The sequence below is a fragment of the Kribbella sp. NPDC000426 genome (assembly GCF_040300265.1).
Classification (GTDB): Bacteria; Actinomycetota; Actinomycetes; order Propionibacteriales; family Kribbellaceae; genus Kribbella.
In genome coordinates this window covers 664505-685559 of record NZ_JBEPDK010000005.1, presented here as the reverse complement: position 1 = coordinate 685559, position 21055 = coordinate 664505, and the positions used below count along the sequence as shown (strand labels likewise).

Here is a 21055-nt window from a genome sequence, read left to right as displayed (position 1 = left end):
GGCGGCCGGGGTGGTCAGTCATGCCTAAACGGAGGAACGTCATGGATGCCGAAGTCGTCATTGCCGGGGCCGGACCGAACGGCCTCATGCTCGCCATCGAACTGCGCTTGGCCGGGGTCCGGCCGCTGGTGCTGGAACGGCTGCCCGAACCGAACTCCACTCCACGGGCCAACGGCCTGGTCGGCCAGGTCGTGCGGATGCTCGACCGGCGCGGGCTGTACGAACGGCTCGCGGGTACGCCCGGCCCGCCGCAACCGCAAGCGGCGTACATCTTCGGGGCCATGGAGTTGCCGCTCGCGTCGATCGAGGACAACCCTGTCTACTTGCTGCCGGTGCCGCAGGTCCGGGTCGAGGCTGTGCTTCGTGAGCGGGCGCTCGAACTCGGCGCCGAGATCCGTCAGGGTCACGAGCTGTCCGGGCTGTCGCAGGATGCGGACTCGGTCACGGTCGAGGTCACTGGTCCGGATGGTGTGTACGAGCTTCAGACCCGCTATCTCGTCGGCGCCGACGGCGGTCACAGCCTCACCCGCAAGCTGGCCGGGATCGACTTCCCCGGCGTGACCAACGACCGGATGGTCTCCCGTACGGCGAGTGCCCTGGTGCCGCCGGAGCTCGTCGATCCGGAGACCGGTGCCTTGACGATTCCGGGGTACGGCGTCATTCCGCCGTTCATGCATCACCGGACCGAGCGCGGGATGTTCGTGTTCGCGCCGTTCCCCGGGCGTCAAGCGGTGAGCACGGGGGAGTGGGACGATCCCGCCGACGACGTGGAGATGACCTTCGAGGAGCTTCAGGCGAGCGCCGATCGCGTCCTCGGCGTGCATGTTCCGCTGACGCCGCCGGACGGTGACGGTCCTCGGCTGATGCGCCGGCTCGTCGGTGGCAACAGCCGGCTGGCCGACCGGTACCGCGAGGGCCGGGTGCTGCTGGTCGGCGACGCTGCCCACGTTCATTCGGCGATGGGCGGGCCGGGGCTGAACCTCGGGTTGCAGGACGCGATCAACCTCGGCTGGAAGCTGGCCGCGGAGGTCCAGGGTCGTGCGCCGTCGGGTCTGCTCGACACCTATGAGTCGGAGCGGCGGCCGGTTGGCGAGCGCGTGGTGATGCAGACGCAGGCGCAGACTGCGTTGATTGCCCCGGGCAACGAGGTGACGGCACTGCGCGAACTCTTCGGTGAGCTCCTCACTGAGCCGCGCAATGTCCAGCGGATCGCGGACCTGATCACCGGCGCCGACATCCGCTACTACGACGGCGCCCACCCGCTGACGGGCCGCTGGGCACCGGATCTCTCGATAGAAGCCGCGGCCCCAGCCTCTTCGTCACTCGGGTCGGCGCTGGCGCCTTCCACCTCCGCCCGGGTGCGGTTGGCTGAGTTGATGCGCTCGGGCCGTCCGGTCCTCCTCGACCTGACGCCCAACGGCGCCTTCGCCGCGACCGCCGTGCCGGACCAGGTCGACGTGATCACCGGCCGCAGCGATCGTCAGATCGCTTTGCTCATCCGCCCCGACGGTTACGTCGCCTGGGCTGCTGAGGGTGATGGGGCCGCTGAGCGGGACGGGCTGCTGGATGCGCTTGACACGTGGTTTCAGGCACGGCCTTTGACGAGTGCGACGAGGTAGCGGCACGGCGTCGTACCTGGGTTGTGGAAGGTTGTCGCCGAGGGTGGGCCGAGTTGCAGGCAGTCGCCGATGTGTAGCTCGTGGACCTGCGGTCCTTCGTGGAAGCGGAGATGGCCGTCGAGGATCCACAGCTGCTGGTATTTGAAGATGTACGCGTCGGCCGGGTACGAGACCGATGCGCCGGGTGGCAGCTCGACCTCGACCAACTCCAGCGGTGATTCGGTCACCGGGGACACCGCGCGGCGGTGGTACCCGGTGACCGGGTCTGTCCAGACCGGCTGGTCCTGTGCCCGGCGCAGCAGTTCGCCGGTGTTCTCCGCGCGGGCGACGAGCTCGGACAACGTCATACCGAGTGCTCCGGACAGCTTGCCCAGCAGTACGGCGGTGGGCTGCGCCTCGCCGCGCTCGATCTTGCCGATCATCGCCCGCGAGACGCCCGACCGCTCGGCCAGCGCGTTCACGGACAGGTCCTGCGTCGTGCGGGCCTGCTGCACGGTCGCTGCCAGGGAGCGAGACAGATCGTCAATCACGTTGCCACTATAGCGGCAGTTGTGGCTACTATCGTGTCATGGTTCAGGTTAGAGACGCCTCGGTAGCCGATGCCGAGGCCTGCGCGGCGATCTATGCCCCCTACGTCACCGACTCCGCCATCACCTTCGAGATCGACCCGCCCGGCCCGGTCGAGATGGCTTCGCGGATCGCCCAGGCTCAGTCGACCCACGCATGGTTGGTCGCCGAGGACGAGAATCGCGTGGTCGGCTACGCGTACGGCGGCCCGATGAAACCGCGCGCGGCGTACCGCTGGTCCTGCGAGGTCAGCGTCTACCTGGAAGCGGGCCGCCGTCGCACCGGCGCCGGCCGCGCGCTCTACGAGGCCCTCTTCGCCCGCCTCACCGCCCGCGGCTACCGCACAGCGGTCGCCGGCATGACCCTCCCGAACGCGGCCAGCGAAGGCCTGCACAAGTCCCTCGGCTTCGAGCCGATCGGCACCTACCGGAACATCGGCTGGAAACTCGACAACTGGCACGACGTGGCATGGGTCCAGCGCCCCCTCGCGCAACTCCCCGACCCGCCCTCGGAACCCCGCTAGCTCTTGGTGGGATCAGTCATCGGCGGGCAGTCCTCGCCGGGCTTGGTGACCAGCTCGAAGTGCCAGATCTCGTTGGAGAGCGTCTGGCAGAGGCCGTAGCGGTTGCCGTGGCGGGAGAGCCAGTCGTCGGCGTCGGTGGGGCCGATATCCACGGCATGGCCCGTGACGTGATGCGAGGCGTCGGGTTCGGCGACGTACTCGAGGGCCTTCTTCTTGCTGCCGTACTTGCGGATCGCCTTGTCCAGCAGCTCTTCCTGGTACTTCTTGCTGCGCCAGCCCGTGGTGACCTGCATGTTGATGCCGTCGTTCTTCATGGCGGTCTCGGCCTGCTGGACCGCCTTGCGCAGCTCTGGGTCGAGCTTGGCGATGCCGGGGAGGTCGGTGTCGTACGCCGAGGTGTGGTCGGGCAGTACGCCGTCGGCCGCGCGCGGCGGTCCGCTCGAGCCTGAGGTGGACGGGGTCGCGTCGTCCTGGGCCGAGGCCGCCGTACAGGAGGTCAGTCCCAGACAGGTGACGGCGGCAACAATCGCCACGACGGTGGTGCGGTGATCGGTCAGCATGCCGACAGTTCATCCAAGGTGATGTTGCGAGAGCGTCTGTGAATCCGGATACGTTTTCGATACGCCCGGCCTGGTTCAATGGGTGATATGCGGGTGCTGGTCGTCGAGGACGAGGTCTATCTGGCCGAGGCGATCCAGGCGGGGCTGCGGCTGGAGGCGATCGCGGCCGATCTGGCGTTCGACGGCAACGCCGCGCTCGAGTCCGTGACGGTCAACGCGTACGACGTGGTCGTCCTCGACCGCGATCTGCCGGGGACCAGCGGTGACGAGGTCTGCCGTCAGATCGTTGCGCAAGGCATCGGATGTCGAGTGCTGATGCTCACTGCGGCGGGCGATCTCGACGACAAGGTCGCCGGGTTCGAGCTCGGTGCGGACGACTATCTGACGAAACCGTTCGAGTTGCGCGAGCTCGTCGTCCGCCTGCGGGCGCTGGTACGGCGGCCCGCTGCCGCCACGCCGGTCGTGCTCGAGTACGCCGGAGTGCGGCTCGACCCGTACCGGCGGGAGGTCTACCGGGGCGGGCGGTACGTGAAGCTCGCGCGCAAGCAGTTCGCCGTACTGGAGGTGCTGATGGCGGCGCGCGGCGGGGTCATCAGCGCGGAGACCCTGCTGGAGAAGGCGTGGGACGAGAACGCCGACCCGTTCAGCAACTCGGTCCGGCTGACGATCTCGGCGTTGCGGAAGCGGCTGGGCGATCCGTGGGTCATCCACACGGTGCCGGGCGTCGGCTACCGGATCGGGGAGCCATGAGTGACGAGCGGTTGATGACGTGGCGGCCGCGGCTGACGGTTCGGCTCCGGTTGACGCTGAGCTACGCGGGGCTGCTCGTGGTCGCCGGAGCCGTGGTCGCGTGCATCATCTGGCTGGTCTTCCGGATCGTGCCGAACTACCCGCTCACCGCGGCCAACCCGCATGACCAACAGCCCGCACCGACCCGCGGTGAGATCCTCCACCTGGTCGTGACGCTGTCCGGCTGGGCGTTGGGAATCCTGGCGATCATCGGGCTCGTCGGCGGGTGGTTCCTCGCCGGCCGGATGCTCAAGCCGCTGCAGGACATCACCGCCGCGGCGCGGAAGGCGGCGAGCGGGTCGCTGGATCACCGGATCGGGCTGACCGGGATCCGGGACGAGTTCACCGATCTGTCGGACACCTTCGACGAGATGCTGGAGCGTCTGCAGCGGTCGTTCGAGCAGTACCGGCGGTTCGCGGCGAACGCCTCACACGAGTTGCGGACGCCGCACGCGGTGATGAAGACGATGCTCGACGTGGCCCAGGCGGATCCGGAGCATCAGGACGTGCCGCAACTGGTGAAACGGCTGGCGGAGACCAACCAGCGCGGGATCAACATCGTCGAAACGCTGCTCAGCCTGACCGCGCTGAGCAACCGGGAAGTGGAGCTCGACCCGGTCGATCTGGCCACGGTACTGCGGTCCGCGTGGCCGGCGCTCTCGTCGGAGGCGGCCGAAGCCGGGGTGCGGCTGGCGTCCGAGCTGCAGGAATCCGTTGTTGAGGGCAACGACGTGTTACTGCATCAACTGGTAACGAATCTCGTCCAGAACGCGATCCGGCACGGTGGTGGCATCGTCACGGTCACGGTCGCGCGCGGGACTCTCGTCGTACGGAACGACGGTGCGGTGCTCGACCCGGTCGTGGTGCGGACGTTCGTGGAGCCGTTCGCGAAGAGCAGGTACGGCGCCGGGCACGGGCTGGGGCTCGCGCTGGTGGATCGGATCGTCGAGGTCCATCACGGGCGGCTCGAACTGGTCGCGAACGTGGATGGCGGGCTGACCGCGACCGTCGTACTGCCTGAGGCTGATAGCTGACCCGGCAAGCGGTTGGCCCGGTCTGCGGGAGAGGATGGTGCGGTGAGTGACGAGCGCCGTTCAGCCGACCAGCAGGTGACCGTACGACGTGCCGTCGAGGAGGACGACGCCGCGTTGCTCGCCATCGAGCAGGTGTCGTGGGACGCGTCGTCGGGTTTCCCGTCGTACCAGGAGGACCTGAAGGACACGTTCTTCGCGCGCAGCGGCCCGGAGGCGCACCTGGTCGCCGAGTACGACGGTGAGGTTGTCGGGTATCTGCGGCTGCAGGACAAGTACCCGTTCCCCGAGGGCGCCGGCGTGCTGACGATCAACGGCTTGGCGATCGCGCCGTCCGCACGCCGGCTGGGTGCGGCGTCCGCGCTCCTGGAAGCGGCGACCGCCGAGGGCGTACTGCGCGGCGCCCGCAAGATCTCGCTCCACGTCCACAGCACGAACACCGCCGCCCGCACCCTGTACGAACGCCACGGCTACCTCGTCGAAGGCACCCACCCCAACGAATTCCTCATCGAGGGCAACCTGATAGCCGCCCTCGACATGGCGAAGATGCTCTAACGGCTGATGCTTGGGCTGTAGTAGTCCCAGACGGACGTCGACGCTGGCACATACACGCGATACCTGCGGGTCCGGCCGGGGTAGTAGGTGTACGCCGCCTGGCCGCTGGCGTTCGTCGTCGTGTAGGCGAGGCCCTTCCAGGTCGTCGTACCGATCTCCTGGTACTGCAGCAGGAGCTTGCGACCGGCCCAGCGGGAGTAGGTGTTGGTCTTCGGGTTGAAGTACCAGACGGTCGTCAGGAAGGCGGTCCGGGTGCCCTTCCGTCCGGCATTCACGCTCGCCGACGAGCCGAGCCTGACCTCCGAGTAGGCCGGCAGCAAGGTCGCGACCTTCTGGTTGTTCTGGTCGACGCCGCCGTACGGGGAGCCCACCCAGGTGACCTTGCCGACCGGCACATAGTCCGTCGATAGCAGGATGCGTGGGCACGTACCGTTCTGGCACAGGACATCCTCGACGTTGCCGTTCTTGAACGTCGCCGTCCAGAGACCCGAGACCATGGTGGCCGGACAGTCGCTCCCGAGCGGTATGTCGTAGCGCGTGCTCGCCGCAGTCATCGCCAGCCGCGGTGGGACCTTGAGCGAACAGGTCGCCGCCGTGGCGCGCGTGGTGGCGGCCTGGCCCGGTTGGACGGTGACAAGGCTGGCTGCCATCAGGGCGACGGCAGCCAGCAGCGTCTTGTAGAGCTTCAAGAGTTCCCCCTCTTGGAAGTGTGTGGGGGAACGCTAGCGGACTACGGGTTGAGGCCGTGCTTGCGGAGCCAGGGTTCGGGGTCGATGGGGGCGCCGCCGCCGGGGAGGACCTCGAAGTGGACGTGGGGGCCGGTGGTGTTGCCGGTCATGCCGATGCGGCCGACCATGGTGCCGGCCTGGACGGAGTCGCCGACGGAGACGTCGAACTCCTCCATGTGGCTGTACGACGTGACCGTGCCATCGGCGTGACGCACCTTCACCTGGCGGCCGTACGCGCCTTCCCAGTCGGCCTGAATGACCTCGCCGGCCATCACCGAACGGACCGGCGTACCCATCGGGGCCGCGAAGTCGAGGCCGGTGTGGTTGTGCGCCCAGCGGCCGCCGGCCTGGTTGAAGCGGGCGGTCAGGTGATACCCGGTCGTCGGCAGGACGATCTTCGGCGCGGCTGCGGCAATCGCGGCCGCCTTCGCGATCGCTGCCTTCTTCGCCGCGGCCAGGGCCTTGGCCGAGTCGGCTGCCTTCTTCGCCGAGGCTGCCTTCGCCGCTACCAGGGCGAGCGCCCGGCGCTGGGTCAGGGTCGCGTTCGCGGCCAGCTTCGCGGCGCGTTGCTTCGCGGCCTTGTCGGCCGCCGCCTTCTGCGTCGACGCCAGCGACAGGTCGATCCGGGAGGCATCCCGGGACCCGAGGTCACGACGGTCGATCCGGGCGGAGGTAAGAGCGCCGGCCTGTGAGGGGCTCAGGCCGGTGCCTGTGTTCGGGGTGGCCGGACCGGCGGCCGACGAGCTGACGCCGACGGCGGTGGTGCCGGCCGCGGCAGCCAGAGCGGCGGTCAGACCGATCAGCTGGGTACGGCGGGTTCCGAGTCGACTGAGCGAGCGGTGCTTGGCCACCCGGCGCGGGGCAGCCGGACGACGCGATGCCGGCCGATCTGCTTCCGGCACGTCTTGGTGCGTAGGCACGAGAAAACCTTCCAGGGAGGGGCGTTCGCCGTCAGGGAGGGGTACGGCGACCTGAACGACCATAACGACGGCATCACAGCGGCCTCAAACACGGATTGCGAAAAGATCAACGAAATCGAACACGCTCGGTGAGGCCGTCCTGCCGCCCTGTACGCGCTCAGGCGTGAACCTGCCCAGTGAAGACTCAACTATCTGCGTGACGCGGATCACCGCCCGATTGGCGCGGCGCAGCCCCTCCGGGGCGGTATAAGGCGTCCATATATTGAGAGCTTTGTCGACCCACTTACTGAACTTTCGCTGCCGTCCCATACTGAATGACACGAGCGACGAGAGGAGACGGGGATGTCGCGCAAGCCGCCGTACTACCGGCTCCACATCGACCTTCTCCGGGTCTCCAGCGCGCTGTGTCGGCGTTGAGCTGAACCCCTTCTCGTACCGCTGAGGCGTCCGGTTCCGGACGTGCGCGGAAGCCTGCCCATCGCCAGGGAGTCTCATCGTGTCGATCACGTCCGTTAGGTCAGTCACGTCTGCGTCCGGCCCGTCGGCGACTGTCGTGTTCGTGGGTGGAGGTCCGCGGACGGTCGGGCTGCTCGAGCGGTTCGCGGCCAGTGCGGCGGAGTTGCTCGACGGGCGTGACGTCGAGATCCATGTGGTGGATCCGTATCCGGTCGGTGGTGGGCGGATCTGGCGGCGGGAGCAGTCGCGGTTGTTGTGGATGAACTCGATGACGTCGGACGTGACGATCTTTACCGACGATTCGGTCGAGTGTGACGGGCCGATCGTGCCGGGTCCGGATCTTGCGACCTGGGTTGCCGGTGAAGGCGCGGTGATTCTGGAGAAGGCTGGGCTCGAGCAGCCGGGGCCGATGGACTTCCCGCCGCGGCTGGTGCAGGCGGAGTACCTGGCGTGGGTGTGGGAGCGCGTCGTCCGCGATCTCCCCGCGACCGTGACCACCCATCGCGAGCGCGCGGTCGAGCTGACCGCGGACCGGCGGGTGGTGCTGGAGTCGGGCCGGGAGATCGCGGCCGACGCTGTGGTACTTGCCCTCGGCTACCTCGATCGGTTGCCTACAGCATCGGAATCCGCGTGGGCGGCGCAGGCCGCGGATGCGGGGCTGACCTACATCCCGCCTGGGTATACGGCCGACGTTGACCTCGACGGGTTGTGGCCCCAGGCGCCGGTGATCGTGCGCGGGTTCGGTCAGGCGTTCATCGACCTGATGGTCCTGCTGACCGAAGGCCGGGGCGGCTGGTACGACGAGTGCTCCGGGCTGCTCACGTATCACCCGTCCGGCGAGGAGCCGATCCTGTACGTCGGGTCCCGCCGCGGCGTGCCGTACCACGCGAAGCTCGGCTACACCGTCGCCGGCACGAAGCCCGTTCCTACCCGGTACTTGACACCCGAGGCCCTCGGCGAAGGCCCGCTCGACTTCGACCGCGACGTCGCCCCGCTGATCGAGAAGGAGCTGGCCTACGCCCACTACAAGCAACTGTTCGCAGCCCATCCGGAACGCACCCGTTGGCCATGGGAAGAGTTCGCGAACGTCCTCGACGCCTGGTCGCCAGGCGAAGCCGACGAGGGATCGGCCGGCGTGAGTAGCGGGCCGTTTGCTGTTGTGGTTGCTGCTGCTGTGCCGGATTCTGCGGACCGGTTCGTTCGGCAGGAGGTGGATCGGCCGCTGGCTGGGCGGTTCTTCGAGGACCGCGACCGTTTCGAGCGGTTCCTGACCGAGTTGATCGAGGGTGATCTGCTGCGGCGGGCGAGTCCGGAGTACTCGGCGGATCTGGCGGTGTTCGACGCGCTCCTGAGCATCTACAGCGTTCTGTCCGCGGCGATCACCGCAGGCCGACTGTCGGACGAGGATCGGGTGCGGCGGGTTGAGACCGAGTGGCACGGGTTCTTCTCGTTCGTGGCCAGTGGGCCTCCGCCGCGGCGGTTGGAAGAGTTGCTGGCGTTGCACCGGGCCGGGGTCGTGCGGTTCGCCGGGCCTGACCTTGAAGTTGCCATCGACAACGACCATTTCGTTGCCCGGAGCCCGGGAGTGGCCGGCGGGCTCCGCGCGCGGGCGTTCGTCGAAGCCCGGCTGCCGCGGCCCGACGTACTTGCCACGACCGATCCGCTGCTGCGCGGTCTGCTCGACTCGGGCGCGCTCGCGGCCGACGAACTGTTCGCGGCCGACGGCACCAGTCTCGGCGGCGGGCAGCTGAAGGCCGACTCGCGGTCCCGCGCGATCCGCGCCGACGGGTCCGTCCAGGAAGAGCTGTTCCTGCTGGGCCCGTCGGTGTCGGGCTCGGCCGGCTCGTCCGGGTTCTCCCGTCCGTATTTCAACGGCCCAGGATTCCGGCAGAACGACGCCGTCGCGCGGGACCTCCTCAAACTGCTCGCACCCACCATATGGAAGGAAGAACGCCATGCCAGTTGAGTTCCTGGGCATCGCCGGGACCAACCCGGCCAGCGAGGTGACGCCGCGAACCGGCGGCCCGCTGGACCTCGAGTACACCTCCAAGCTCGCCCGCGCCCACGAGGACAACGGCTGGGACCGGATCCTGTTCGCCTACCACTCCGGATCGCCCGACCCGGCCCAGGTCGCGGCGTACGTCGCCGGTCGCACCGGCCACATCAACCTGGTCGTCGCGCACCGGCCGAACGTCGCCTACCCGACCCTGACCGCGAAGACGTTCGCGACCCTCGACCACATCAGCGGCGGCCGGTTCGAGGTGCACGTGATCACCGGCGGCTCGACCGCCGACCAGGCGGCCGAGGGCGACTTCCTGGCCAAGGACGACCGGTACGGGCGGACCCGCGAGTTCATCCAGATCCTCAAACAGGCCTGGACCTCCGACACCCGGTTCGACTTCAACGGCGAGCACTACCGCTTCGAGCAGTTCCTCGCCGATATCAAGCCGGTCCAGCAACCGCGTCCGCGGATCTCGTTCGGCGGCTCGTCCGCTGCGGCGTACGCCGTCGGTGCCGCGGAAGCGGACATCTTCGCGCTCTGGGGCGAACCGCTCGCCGGGACCCGCGAACAGCTCGCGACGATCGACGCCGAGGCCGCTCGTGCCGGCCGGGCAGATCGGCCGATCATCCAGATCGCGTTCCGGCCGATCATCGCGCCCACCGAAGAACTCGCGTGGGAGAAGGCGGAAAGCATCCTCGGCCGGATCAAGGACGTGAAGGCAGGCCCGGCGCCGACACGACTCCGCTCGAAGACACCCGAGAACGCCGGCTCCCAGCGACTACTCAAAGCCGTCGCGGAAGGCGAGCGTCACGACCGCGCCCTCTGGACCGCACCGACCGGTGTTACCGGTGGAACCGGTAACTCGACGGCTCTCGTCGGTACGCCGGAGACGATCGCGGCCGCCCTCCTCGACTGCTACGACCTCGGCATCCGGATCTTCTCCGCCCGCGGCTACGACATCTACGACGACGCGACCGACTTCGGCCGCTACGTCATCCCGCTCGTCCGCTCCGAGGTAGCCCACCGCGAACAGAGGAAGGCGTCATGACCGTCATCTCGGACCTGGAGCAGGACTGGCAGACCTGGCACGCGGCGCGCGAACGCGACCTCGACACCGATTACGGCTGGCTGTCCGTCGTCGCCTTCGACTGGCTGCCGAGCTCACCGGTCGCACTGCCCGGCCTGCCAGGTATCTGGTGGTCCGACGACCAGCGTGCACACGTGACGGCCGACGGGCAGCTGACACTCAGCGGTGAGCCGGTCAACGGCACCGTGTCCGCCAGCGTCCCCGAAGCCGGCTCACTCAGCTGGCTGTTTTACGGCGACCGCCTGGTCGAGTTGGTGCTCCGCGGCGGACGGTACGCCGTACGCCAGCGGGATCCGCGTGCTGCAACCAGGCAGGAGTTCACCGGCGTACCGACGTACCCGCAGGACGACCGCTGGGTCGTGACCGGCTACTTCACGCCGATCGCGAAGCCGGAGCGGGTCGAGGTGGCCACCGCGCGGGACGACCTGCGGCAGCACGTGACCACGGTCGGCGCGGTACACGTCGCACTGGGCGGCACGGCGTACGAGCTGGTCGCCACTGCCGCAGGGGACGGGCGACTGAACCTGTCCTTCCACGACAAGACCAACGGTGAGGAGACCGCTCCCTGGCGCACGGTGACCACCGGCCCGGTCGGACGGGACGGGTCAGTGGTCATCGACTTCAACCGGACGATCAACCTCCCCTTCGCGTTCACGGCGTACGGCACCTGCCCCGCGCCGGTAGCCGGCAACCGCCTGGGGCTGCCGGTCACCGCAGGAGAGAAGAAGCCCTGGTCCTAGCCGTACGTCGGGTCCTGGGGCCAGCCTTCGGGGGAGTCCTCCCAGTCTTCCTGGCGGCCGTACGGTGCGTGGTCGAGGAGGTGGTTGACGAACAGCAGCCGGTCGACGCCGCGCTGGCCGGTCGAGTAGGTGCGGTAAACGGTGTCGCCGTCGCGCAGGAACATGTTGAGGAGGAATCCGCCGCCCGCGCCGCAGTCCGCGGAGAACGTCGTACCCGCCGAGGACGCGAACGGGACAGTCCAGCCCATCCGCTTCCAGTAGCCGGCCATCTGGTCGAGCGGCATGTCAGAGACGGTCGCCCAGGCCAGTCCGCTCCGGGCCAGTACGTCGAGGTTGGCCACGTGTTTCGTGAAGTGCGTGCAGCCCGGGCAGAAGTGGTCCGGGCCGGAGTGCATGAACTGGTAGAGCGCGAGCTGCCGCTGGTCGCCGAACAGGTCCAGCAGCGTCACCGGCCCGTCCGCCGACGCAAACGTGTACTCCGGAAACTCCACCATCGGCAGCCGCCGGCGCTGAGCGGCGATCCGGTCCTGCTCGCGGGTGGCCGCCTTCTCCGCGACCAGCAGCTCCGCGCGAGCCTTCTCCCACTCCTCAGCCGAGACAACTGTCGGCATTGCAGTCATGAGCCGTTCCTTCCTGTTGCTAGGTCCTACTCGTATGACGAAGCCGCCCGGACCTTCTCGACATCGACTTTCTGCCGGTCGCAGACGAGTCTGGGTTCCCGGTGCCCGGACCGATAGGACTGTGGGCATGAGAATCGCGATTCTGGGTGGAACCCGGTTCATCGGCAGGGCAGTCGTGGAGCGCCTCACCGCAGAGGGACACACGCTGCTGGTGGTCCACCGCGGCGACCACGAGCCGTCCGGCCTGGCAGCCGTCGAGCACGCCCACGTGGACCGCCATGACGGCGCGGCCTTGGCTGCGGCGCTCAAGCCGTTCGACGCGGAGGCGCTGGTCGACATCTCCGGGATGAACGCGGCGGCCGCCGACGCGGCGCTCGGTGCGGTCGGGCCGGACGTGAAGCTGGTCGCGATCTCCAGCTGTGACGTCTACCGCGCGTACGAGGGTGTGCACTCGGACCGGACGACGGATGCGCTGCCGTTGACGGAGGAGTCGCCGCTGCGGGAACGGCGGTTCATCGACGGGTCGCAGTACGAGAACCTGGAGATGGAGGAGCGGTACCTGCCGCGCGGGGCGACCGTGCTGCGGCTGGGGGCGGTGTACGGCGAGCACGACTACCAGACGCGATTCGAGTTCGTACTGCGTCGGGTGCGGGCGGGCCGGAGGCGGATACCGGTCGGATCGGGGCAGTTCCTGTTCAGCCGCGTGTACGTCGGGGACGTGGCCGCCGCCGTGTCCTTGGTGCTCGCGGGGGACTTCCCGGGTGCGTTCAACCTGGCGGAGCCGTCCACAGCGCCGTACCGGCTGTTTGCCGAGCAGATCCTGGCTGCGGCGGACGCTGCGGATGTGGAGCTGGTGAAGGTGCGGGACGACCTGCTGCCGGAGGATCTGGCGCTCACCGGGACCGTCGACCAGCATCTGCTCGTCGACTCGGCGAAGGCGCGGACGGTGCTCGGCTGGGCGCCGGCGGACCCGTCCGGGACGCTGCTGACGTCGGTCCGCTGGCACCTGGCGAACCCGCCGGCCGATGCGTCGGACGACTTCTCCGCGGATGACGCCGTACTCGGCTGAAAATTGGTCAGAAGCACTCCGGGGAACCGGTATGCTTTCCGGGACGGACTGAGGGGCTCGCAGGGTCGGCCGGCTCGATTTCACATCGAGGTGGCGGACCGTGTAATCTCTCTCCTCGGCCCGCCCCTTTAGCTCAGTCGGCAGAGCGTCTCCATGGTAAGGAGAAGGTCTACGGTTCGATTCCGTAAAGGGGCTCGGAGAACGGCATCCCACCTTCGGGTGGGATCGCTCACCTCACCCGGCGGGGTAGCTCAGGTGGTTAGAGCACACGGCTCATAATCGTGGTGTCGCGGGTTCGACTCCCGCCCCCGCTACCGAATCTGTACTTTCGAGAGTGCGATCACCCAAGTTGCGTACTCATGACCTGAAGAGGTAGCAGTGGCCAAGTCGACCGATATTCGCCCGAAGATCACGCTGGCGTGCACGGTGTGCAAGGAGCGGAACTACATCACCAAGAAGAACCGGCGTAACGACCCGGACCGTCTTGAGCTGAAGAAGTACTGCCACCGCTGCAACGACCACACGGACCACCGCGAGACCCGCTGACCTCAGGTCTCTTTGCGAGGGCCGCTTCGGATAGTCGAAGCGGCCCTTCGCTGTGTCTTCAGACGGTCAGGATCGGGCGGCCGCCCTCGTAGGCGGTGAGACGCTCGTCACGCGGAGTGAGGCAGCAGGAGCCGCAGAGTGTGCCCTTGCCGACCTCGCTGGTGTAGTAGAGGCAGCAGGTGTTCCGCAGGTAGACGAGCTTCCCGGCCGCGATCTCCACGTCGCCGAGCCGTGCCAGCCCGCCGGGCGCCTTGGTCGCGAAGGTCATCCACCGATCCAGCATGTACTCCGGTTTCACGGTGACCTCCTCGCGGGTAGCCGCGCAGAACCCCATCGCACATCCGGCCGCGACCGCTCCGTAGACCTGCCGCAGCCCGGCCCGCGTCCGCCGGTGCAGCTCCTCGGCCAACGGCAGCAGGTGCTGGCGCAGTACGACGTCGTACAGCGTCTCCAACCCGCCGGGGAGGAAGCTGGCAGAGCGTACGGCGACGCCCGCGATGCCATGGCCGTCGTGCGGGCGGACCCAGAGGTTCTGCGGGCGGATGTCGAGGACACGGCCCTCCAGCGCCCAGAGCAACAGCGCGGTCGCCGGTGCGCGGCCGGCGTAGAACGACATCATGCTGAGCGCGTTCGCATGGGCGCTGCGGTGGTTGCTGGCCTCGTCGTCGCGTTTGAGCAGCTCGGTGAGCTCAGGACTGCCCGGCTCGAGAATCCGGTCCACCCGGAGCCAGTCCGAACCCTCCGGCACGCCTAGATGCACCTGGTACCTCGGCGCATACCGCGCCAGCCCCGCAACTGCCGTCACCATCAACCTTCCCCAGTCGGATCGGTGGGCGGCGGCAACCCGGGGAACAGTCTGCCAGTAGGGTTAGCGGATATGACGATCGACGCCACGATGGTCGGCCGGAGCTACACGGCCGCCGAGTCCTACCAGGTCGGCCGGGAGAAGATCCGCGAGTTCGCCGCCGCGATCGGCGACCCCAACCCGGCGTACACCGGTGATGACGCGGTGGCGCCGCCGACGTTCGCGTTCATGCTCGGCAGCCGGGCCCTGGAGCAGCTGCTGAACGACGAGGAACTCGGCCTGCGGCTGGACCGGATCGTGCACGGAGCGCAGAAGTTCAGCTACACCCGTCCGATCAAGGCCGGCGACGACATCGCCGCGACCGCGACCATCACCACCGTGCGCAAGGCCGGTGACGTCGAGGTGATCATGTACGAGACCGCCCTGACCACCGTCGACGGCGAGCCGATCGCCACGTCGACGTCGACGATCTCGCACAACCGGGGGGAATCGTGATCGAGGTAGGCACGGAGCTCCCGCCGCTGACCGTGACGTTCCGGCGCGAGGACCTGGTCCGGTACGCCGGAGCGAGCGGCGACTTCAACCCGATCCACTGGAGCGACCGGATGGCCGGCGCGCTCGGGCTGCCCGGCGTGATCGCGCACGGGATGCTCACGATGGCGTCCGCCGTCCGCGTCGTCACGGACTGGATCTCCGATCCGGCCGACCTGATCGAGTACGGCGTACGGTTCACCAAGCCCGTCGTCGTACCGGATGACGACAAGGGCGTGAACGTGATGTTCTCGGCGAAGGTCGACAAGGTCGCGGACGGACGCGCCGAGATCGACATCACCGCAGTTGCCGGCGAGGAGAAGGTGCTCGGCCGGGCCAGGGCGGTCGTGCGCGTCCAGTGAGAACGCATGTGTCGCTGGCCGACTACACCACGCTGCGGATCGGCGGGTCGGCCGACAAGTTCGTCGAGGTCAGCACCGAGGACGACCTGATCACCGCGGTCCGCGACGCGGACGCCGCCGGGGAGCCGGTGCTGTTGCTGTCGGGCGGCAGCAATGTGGTGATCGGGGACGACGGATTCCGCGGGACGGTCATCAAGATCGCGACCACGGGGATCCGCGTTGACGCGGACATGTGCTCCGGCGCGATGGTGCACATCGCGGCCGGCGAGGACTGGGACGGCGTCGTACAACGCGCGATCGCCGAGGAGTGGAGCGGGCTCGAGTCGATGTCCGGCATCCCCGGCCTGACCGGGTCGACACCGGTGCAGAACGTCGGGGCCTACGGTCACGAGGTCGCCGAGACGATCGCGTCGGTCCGGGTCTGGGACCGGGTGCTCGGCAAGGTGCAGACGATGTTCGCCGCGGACTGCGGATTCAGCTACCGCAACTCCCGCTTCAAGGCCGACCCGTCGCGGTACGTCGTCCTCGAGGTCACCTTCCAACTGACGCTGGGTGACCTGTCCGCGGAGGTCGGGTACGCCGAGCTGGCCCGGGTCCTGGACGTCGAACCAGGCTCCCGCGCGCCGATGACCGAGGTCCGCGAAGCCGTCCTGGGCCTGCGCCGCAGCAAAGGCATGGTCCTCGACCCCGCCGACCACGACACCTGGAGCGCCGGCTCCTTCTTCACCAACCCGATCCTCGACACCCCCGCCGAGGTCCCGGCCGGCGCCCCCCAATGGCCCCAACCCGACGGCCGGGTCAAGACCAGCGCCGCCTGGCTCATCGAACACGCCGGCGTCTCCAAGGGCTACGCCATCGGCGCCGCCGCCGTCTCCTCCAAACACACCCTGGCCCTGACCAACCAGGGCGGAGCCACCGCCAAGGAACTCCTCACCCTGGCCACCCACGTCCGCACCCAGGTCCAGCACTCCTTCAACATCACCCTGATCAACGAACCCGTCCTGGTGAACTGCTCCCTCTGACGGAGACCTGAAAAACTTTTACACGACCCCTTCCGCCTCACGGCCTCTCTCGCTAATCTTTTGCGAAAGTTGATGGGAGGTGGAGTGTGAGGCGCAAAAGATTTTCTCGGCGGGAGGTTCTCGCGGGGTTGGGGGCGGGGCTGGCGGCTGGGGTGCTGCCGGGGTGTGGGAGTGACGGGGGTGGGCGGTCGGGGGCTTTGCAGGTGTGGGGCGGGGTGCCGGCGGCGTCAGGGCCGGGGGACGTGGTGAAGGCGTTCCAGGCCAAGTTTCCGCAGTACGCGGTGAACTACACGCGGTTCGTGAACGACGATCGCGGCAACCTCAAGCTCGATACGGCGCTACAGGGTGGCGTCGACATCGACGTGTACTTCACCTACTCGCAAGGTGCGATGGCGCTCAGGGCCGGGTCCGGACTGGCGGCGGACCTGACCGACCGGGTGAGCAGCGAGCCGGAGCTGAAGGTGTTCCTCGACACCGAGCAGCCGCGGTCGTACATCGACAACGGCAAGGTCAAAGCGCTCGCCACCGCCCGCGAGCCGTTCTTCGTGCTGTTCAACGAGAAGCTCCGGCAGCAAGCCGGCGTGGAGCTCCCGGACGCGTGGACGATCGACGAGTTCCGCAGTACGGCGAAGCGACTGACCACCGCCAAGACCGTCGGCGCCTACACGGTCCCGGACATCGCGCGGATCGCCCTCGGACCCAACTACTGGTACGACGGCAACCGCAGCAACTTCGGCGACCCGCACTTCGAGCAAGGCTTCCGGACCGGCCGCGAGATGATCGCCGACGGTACGGCGTTCCCGTGGACCGAGGTCCTTGCCCGCCACCTCGACGCGTACCAGCAGAACTCGTTCCTGACCGAGGAGTTCCACCTCTGGTCGACCGCGCCGTTCAACCTGCGCTACCTGTACGACGCGAAGAAGTACCCGCACGACTTCAAGGTCGCGTTCGCCCCGTCGCCGACCGTCGACGGCAAGGACTGGAACGGCGGCTCCTACAGCAACTTCATCATGATCAACCCCAAGTCGCCGAAGTTCGAGGCGGCCTGGGCGTTCGTGAAGTTCTGGTTGACCGAGGGCGCAACGCCGATGCTCAAGGGCGGCAAACTGCCCGCGCTCGGCGGCGTCACCGACGGCCAGGTGATCACCGGCATGCTCGGCAAGGAGCCGGACAAGTACTTCGACATGGACTCGTTCCGCCGCGTCGTCCTCGAGGCCGACCCGAAGCTCGCGACCGACACCCGGCTGACCGGGTTCCCCGAGATCACGCTCGCCGTGAAGCAGCAGCGGGACCTGTGCTGGCTGGGTGAGAAGGACCCGGGCGTCGCGATCCGTGAGGTACGGCGGCTTGCCGACGCCGCGATCGCCCGTAACGAGAGGAGGCCCTGATGGCCACCGCTGCCGTCGCCACCGCCTCCGCGGTCCGGACCGAGAAGGCGCCCGGCATCAAGCCGCGCGGCTGGATCGGCTTCCTGTTCATCGCGCCGAACCTGCTCGGCGTGATCGCGTTCACCCTGATTCCGCTGATCAGCGTGGTCGTCCTCGCCTTCACCGACTGGAACCTGGTCTCCGGTCTCGGCGGCATCACCTTCAACGGCATCGACAACTTCGTCGCGATCGCCCGCGACCCGGGCTTCTGGCACGCGATCGGCCTGACGCTCGTTTACGTCGTGGTGTCCGTCCCGCTCACCGTCATCGGAGGACTCGGGCTCGGCATCGCGCTCAACCGCCCGCTCCCGGGCCGCGCCGTACTGCGGGCGATCTTCTTCCTCCCGTACATCGTCAACGTGGTCGCGATCGGCATGACCTGGCTGATGCTGATGAACCCGAAGGCCGGCCTGGTCAACCAGGTCCTGGACGTCTTCGGCCTCCGGCCGGGCTGGTTCGCCTCGTCGCACTGGGCGCTGCCCGCGCTGATCGTGATGGCGATCTGGGGCGGTGTCGGGTACTGCTCGCTGATCTACCTGTCCGCGCTGCAGGACGCGCCGCGGCAGCTGTACGAAGCCGCTGACATCGACGGCGCCTCCGCGTGGGCGAAGTTCCGCGTGATCACCTGGCCGTCGTTGCTTCCGACAACGATCTTCCTGCTGGTCACGCTGATCATCGGGGCGTCGCAAGGCTTCGGTCTGATCGCACTGATCACCGCAGGCGGGCCGGGCGATTCGACCACGACGATCTCCTACTACATGTACCAGACCGGCTTCCAGTTCTACCGGTTCGGCTATGCGTCCGCGATCGGCCTGGTGACGTTCGTCGGCGTGCTCGTGCTGACCCTGTTGACCTGGCGGGCGCAGCGAGGAAGGGCCCTCAATGAGTAAGCTCACCCTTAACAAGAAATGGCTGTGGGGGATCCCGCTCTGGATCCTGGCGCTGGCGTTCCTCGCGCCGTTCGCGTGGATGATCTCGACCGCGCTGAAACCGGACGTGGACGCCTACAAGATCCCGATGCAGTGGATCCCGAACCCGTTCCAGTGGGACAACTTCAGCACGGTGCTGACCGGGGCGACCTCGGTACTCCCGGCGTTCGGTCGCTCAGTTTTTGTCGCTGTCCTGCGGGTCGCTGGCGAGCTGATCACCGCGACGATGGCCGGCTACGCGTTCGCGCGGATGTCGTTCAAGGGCCGCGACAGGCTGTTCCTGCTCTATCTCGCGACCGCGATCATCCCCGCGCAGTTGCTGCTCGTGCCGAGGTTCATCTACTTCCAGAAGCTCGGCCTGTACGACACGTTGTGGGCGCTGATCCTGCCCGGCATGTTCACCGTCCTCGGGACGTTCCTGATGCGGCAGTTCTTCATCAGCCAGCCGGCCGAGTTCGCCGAGGCGGCCCGGATGGACGGCGCCAACGAGTGGCGCGTGTTCACCCGGATCTACCTGCCGCTGGCAACGCCGGTGATGAGTGCCCTCGGCATCCTCGCGTTCGTCTGGTCGTGGAACGACTACGAGACGCCGCTGGTGCTGATCAGCAACCCGGACCGCTACACGCTGCCGCTCAGCCTGACGAATTTCGTCGACGAACAGGGACAGATCGCACCCGGCCTGACGATGGCCGCTTCGGTGATCTCGATCGTGCCGGTCCTGATCGTGTTCGTCGTCCTGCAACGCCGGTTCATCGCCGCCATGACTCACACAGGGATCAAATGAACAACGTCTCCGGTGTCTTCCCGCATCTCGCCCAGATCGGCGACTTCGGTCCGCCACGCAGCGAGCTCGGCGTCGGTTCGCTGATGCCGTGGAACGGGAAGCTCTACGTCCAGAACTACAACTCCCACAAGGCTCCGTCCGGCGCGGGCGTCAGTCTGCGCCGGATCGACGCCGACTTCTCGATGGAGATCGTCGCCGAGACGCTCGGGGTCGACGGCACGTACACCAACCGGTTCGTGCACTTCCCGACGTCCAAGCTCGTGCTCGGTCCGCACGTGATCGACGAGCACCACAAGATCGTCACGATCCCGGAGCTGCAACCGTTGCGCGTCTGCGGTACGGCGCGGCACCTGACCAAGCCCGACACGCATGTGTACGTGCTCGCGATGGAGGGAGAGCTGCTCGAGCTCGACCTCACGACGTACGAGTGCACGCAGCTCTTCGACCTCAACGACGAGCTCGGCACCGACGGCGAGATGAAGGTGCACTACAAGGACTGCTACACCTCGTTCGGCCGGCTGGTCGTGTGTTCCAACGAGTACGCCGAACCCGAGTGGGCCGGCGAGCGGTCCCGGGGCCGGCTGGCGGAGTACGACGGAAGCACGTGGAAGGTACTGCGGGAGGACCCGTTCACCGCGATCGGCGGGCGGCACGAATTCGGCGGGACGATCTTCGCGACTGGGTGGGACCGGGCATCGGCGATCCTGGAGGTGTTCACCGAGGCGGACCAGAAGTGGACGCGGTACCGGCTGCCGAAGGCGTCGCACTGTTTCGACCACAAGTGGCAGACCGAGTGGCCGCGGATCCGGGAGGTCGAGCACGAGCGTCTGCTGCTCGACCATCACGGCATGTTCTACGAGCTGTCGCCGTGGGCGTACGGCGGGCGGATCTGGGGCGTGCGGCCGATCTCGACGCACTTGTGGGTGCTGGGTGACTTCTGCTCCTGGCGCGGGATGCTGGTTGCCGGCGCCGACAATGCGTCGCCGAGTCACGGGCTGAATCCGACGACCGCCGAGCCGCAGTCCGGGTTGTGGTTCGGCAAGACCGACGACCTGTGGAGCTTCGGGAAACCGGCCGGTTGGGGCGGGCCGTGGTGGGAGACGCCGGTCGAGGCCGGGGTGCCGTCGGATCCGTACCTCATGACCGGGTTCGACGGGAAGTGCCTGCACCTGGAGAACTTCGGCGAGGCACCGCTCAACGTGACGGTCGAGATCGACTTCCATGGGCACGGACGGTTCGGCGCGGTGGAGACGTTGACCGTTGAGCCGGGGCAGGTGCGGACGCACGTGTTCCCGCCCGGGTTCAGTGCGCACTGGGTGCGGGTGGTGAGCGACACCGACGGTGTGGCGAGTGCGCAGTTCGTCTATACGTGACGATAACGGG

24 protein-coding genes and 2 tRNA genes are annotated in these 21055 nt (G+C 67.9%); 20 read left to right on the top strand and 6 right to left on the bottom strand.

Annotated elements, in window-relative coordinates:
* The first annotated feature begins 41 nt into the window (after window positions 1–41).
* Window positions 42–1619 carry an FAD-dependent monooxygenase gene (locus ABT313_RS27510; protein ID WP_350859744.1) on the top strand — a complete coding sequence of 526 codons (1578 nt, stop codon included), beginning with the start codon at window positions 42–44 and terminating at the stop codon, window positions 1617–1619.
* On the opposite strand, the gene ABT313_RS27505 is transcribed toward ABT313_RS27510, so the two are convergent.
* On the bottom strand, window positions 1586–2149 hold the full coding sequence (locus tag ABT313_RS27505) for a helix-turn-helix domain-containing protein (protein WP_350859742.1): 564 nt from the start codon (window positions 2147–2149) through the stop codon (window positions 1586–1588). The two genes, ABT313_RS27510 and ABT313_RS27505, sit on opposite strands and share 34 nt — an antisense overlap.
* Window positions 2150–2187: 38 nt before the next feature.
* Between ABT313_RS27505 and ABT313_RS27500 the strand changes: the two genes are divergently transcribed.
* Window positions 2188–2709: a GNAT family N-acetyltransferase gene (locus ABT313_RS27500; RefSeq protein ID WP_350859739.1), complete on the top strand. Its 522-nt coding sequence runs from the start codon at window positions 2188–2190 to the stop codon at window positions 2707–2709.
* On the opposite strand, the gene ABT313_RS27495 is transcribed toward ABT313_RS27500, so the two are convergent.
* Window positions 2706–3269: a M15 family metallopeptidase gene (locus ABT313_RS27495; protein ID WP_350859738.1), complete on the bottom strand. Its 564-nt coding sequence runs from the start codon at window positions 3267–3269 to the stop codon at window positions 2706–2708. The two genes, ABT313_RS27500 and ABT313_RS27495, sit on opposite strands and share 4 nt — an antisense overlap.
* 87 nt (window positions 3270–3356) lie before the next feature.
* Here ABT313_RS27495 and ABT313_RS27490 point away from each other — a divergent pair, with 87 nt between their 5' ends.
* The 3 genes from ABT313_RS27490 to ABT313_RS27480 are packed head-to-tail and all read left to right on the top strand — an operon-like array spanning window position 3357 to window position 5644.
* Complete coding sequence (locus ABT313_RS27490) at window positions 3357–4019, top strand: response regulator transcription factor (protein ID WP_350859735.1); 663 nt, start codon at window positions 3357–3359, stop codon at window positions 4017–4019.
* A complete protein-coding gene (locus tag ABT313_RS27485) occupies window positions 4016–5092 on the top strand; it encodes a sensor histidine kinase (protein ID WP_350859733.1) in 1077 nt (358 codons plus the stop codon). The genes ABT313_RS27490 and ABT313_RS27485 overlap by 4 nt, the downstream gene beginning before the upstream one ends.
* A 42-nt stretch (window positions 5093–5134) precedes the next feature.
* The gene (locus tag ABT313_RS27480) at window positions 5135–5644 is read left to right on the top strand and encodes a GNAT family N-acetyltransferase (protein WP_350859730.1); all 510 of its coding nucleotides are present in this window, start codon (window positions 5135–5137) and stop codon (window positions 5642–5644) included.
* Here ABT313_RS27480 and ABT313_RS27475 read toward each other — a convergent pair.
* The gene (locus tag ABT313_RS27475; RefSeq protein WP_350859727.1) at window positions 5641–6333 is read right to left on the bottom strand and encodes a hypothetical protein; all 693 of its coding nucleotides are present in this window, start codon (window positions 6331–6333) and stop codon (window positions 5641–5643) included. The two genes, ABT313_RS27480 and ABT313_RS27475, sit on opposite strands and share 4 nt — an antisense overlap.
* A gap of 41 nt (window positions 6334–6374) precedes the next feature.
* Window positions 6375–7292, bottom strand: coding sequence for a M23 family metallopeptidase (locus ABT313_RS27470; protein ID WP_350859724.1), 918 nt, complete (start codon window positions 7290–7292; stop codon window positions 6375–6377).
* Window positions 7293–7634: 342 nt separating this feature from the next.
* Here ABT313_RS27470 and ABT313_RS27465 point away from each other — a divergent pair, with 342 nt between their 5' ends.
* The 4 genes from ABT313_RS27465 to ABT313_RS27450 all read left to right on the top strand — a co-directional run bounded on the left by ABT313_RS27465 (window position 7635) and on the right by ABT313_RS27450 (window position 11577).
* Window positions 7635–7709: a putative leader peptide gene (locus ABT313_RS27465; protein WP_350860213.1), complete on the top strand. Its 75-nt coding sequence runs from the start codon at window positions 7635–7637 to the stop codon at window positions 7707–7709.
* 79 nt (window positions 7710–7788) lie between these two features.
* The gene (locus tag ABT313_RS27460) at window positions 7789–9714 is read left to right on the top strand and encodes an FAD/NAD(P)-binding protein (RefSeq protein ID WP_350859721.1); all 1926 of its coding nucleotides are present in this window, start codon (window positions 7789–7791) and stop codon (window positions 9712–9714) included.
* A complete protein-coding gene (locus ABT313_RS27455) occupies window positions 9704–10798 on the top strand; it encodes an LLM class flavin-dependent oxidoreductase (RefSeq protein ID WP_350859718.1) in 1095 nt (364 codons plus the stop codon). The genes ABT313_RS27460 and ABT313_RS27455 overlap by 11 nt, the downstream gene beginning before the upstream one ends.
* Window positions 10795–11577 (top strand): DUF1684 domain-containing protein, encoded by a 783-nt coding sequence (locus tag ABT313_RS27450; protein ID WP_350859716.1) that lies wholly within the window; start codon window positions 10795–10797, stop codon window positions 11575–11577. Before ABT313_RS27455 ends, ABT313_RS27450 begins: the two co-directional genes overlap by 4 nt.
* Here the strand turns inward: ABT313_RS27450 and ABT313_RS27445 are convergent.
* Entirely contained in the window at window positions 11574–12197 is a 624-nt protein-coding gene (locus ABT313_RS27445) for a DUF899 family protein (protein ID WP_350859713.1), read from the bottom strand. The genes ABT313_RS27450 and ABT313_RS27445 overlap by 4 nt on opposite strands.
* 127 nt (window positions 12198–12324) lie before the next feature.
* On the opposite strand from ABT313_RS27445, the gene ABT313_RS27440 reads away from it, so the two are divergent.
* The 4 genes from ABT313_RS27440 (at window position 12325) to rpmG (ending at window position 13812) form a co-directional block, all read left to right on the top strand.
* Complete coding sequence (locus ABT313_RS27440; RefSeq protein WP_350859710.1) at window positions 12325–13266, top strand: NAD-dependent epimerase/dehydratase family protein; 942 nt, start codon at window positions 12325–12327, stop codon at window positions 13264–13266.
* A 122-nt stretch (window positions 13267–13388) separates the two neighbouring features.
* Window positions 13389–13461: transfer RNA gene (locus ABT313_RS27435), tRNA-Thr, on the top strand.
* A gap of 45 nt (window positions 13462–13506) precedes the next feature.
* Window positions 13507–13580: transfer RNA gene (locus tag ABT313_RS27430), tRNA-Met, on the top strand.
* Between the two features lie 64 nt (window positions 13581–13644).
* Window positions 13645–13812, top strand: coding sequence for a 50S ribosomal protein L33 (rpmG, locus tag ABT313_RS27425; RefSeq protein WP_130384703.1), 168 nt, complete (start codon window positions 13645–13647; stop codon window positions 13810–13812).
* Between the two features lie 58 nt (window positions 13813–13870).
* Here rpmG and ABT313_RS27420 read toward each other — a convergent pair whose 3' ends face one another.
* On the bottom strand, window positions 13871–14620 hold the full coding sequence (locus ABT313_RS27420) for a (2Fe-2S)-binding protein (protein ID WP_350859706.1): 750 nt from the start codon (window positions 14618–14620) through the stop codon (window positions 13871–13873).
* Between the two features lie 69 nt (window positions 14621–14689).
* Between ABT313_RS27420 and ABT313_RS27415 the strand changes: the two genes are divergently transcribed.
* The 7 genes from ABT313_RS27415 to ABT313_RS27385 all read left to right on the top strand — a co-directional run bounded on the left by ABT313_RS27415 (window position 14690) and on the right by ABT313_RS27385 (window position 21045).
* Entirely contained in the window at window positions 14690–15112 is a 423-nt protein-coding gene (locus ABT313_RS27415) for an FAS1-like dehydratase domain-containing protein (protein ID WP_350859703.1), read from the top strand.
* A complete protein-coding gene (locus ABT313_RS27410; RefSeq protein ID WP_502884029.1) occupies window positions 15106–15510 on the top strand; it encodes a MaoC/PaaZ C-terminal domain-containing protein in 405 nt (134 codons plus the stop codon). The genes ABT313_RS27415 and ABT313_RS27410 overlap by 7 nt, the downstream gene beginning before the upstream one ends.
* Window positions 15507–16532: a UDP-N-acetylmuramate dehydrogenase gene (locus tag ABT313_RS27405; protein WP_350859697.1), complete on the top strand. Its 1026-nt coding sequence runs from the start codon at window positions 15507–15509 to the stop codon at window positions 16530–16532. Before ABT313_RS27410 ends, ABT313_RS27405 begins: the two co-directional genes overlap by 4 nt.
* 215 nt (window positions 16533–16747) lie before the next feature.
* Complete coding sequence (locus tag ABT313_RS27400) at window positions 16748–17920, top strand: ABC transporter substrate-binding protein (RefSeq protein WP_350859695.1); 1173 nt, start codon at window positions 16748–16750, stop codon at window positions 17918–17920.
* Window positions 17920–18849, top strand: a complete 930-nt coding sequence (locus ABT313_RS27395; RefSeq protein ID WP_350859692.1) for a carbohydrate ABC transporter permease — start codon at window positions 17920–17922, stop codon at window positions 18847–18849. Before ABT313_RS27400 ends, ABT313_RS27395 begins: the two co-directional genes overlap by 1 nt.
* Complete coding sequence (locus ABT313_RS27390; RefSeq protein WP_350859689.1) at window positions 18842–19672, top strand: carbohydrate ABC transporter permease; 831 nt, start codon at window positions 18842–18844, stop codon at window positions 19670–19672. Before ABT313_RS27395 ends, ABT313_RS27390 begins: the two co-directional genes overlap by 8 nt.
* Window positions 19669–21045 carry a hypothetical protein gene (locus ABT313_RS27385; RefSeq protein ID WP_350859687.1) on the top strand — a complete coding sequence of 459 codons (1377 nt, stop codon included), beginning with the start codon at window positions 19669–19671 and terminating at the stop codon, window positions 21043–21045. Before ABT313_RS27390 ends, ABT313_RS27385 begins: the two co-directional genes overlap by 4 nt.
* Window positions 21046–21055: the final 10 nt, after the last annotated feature.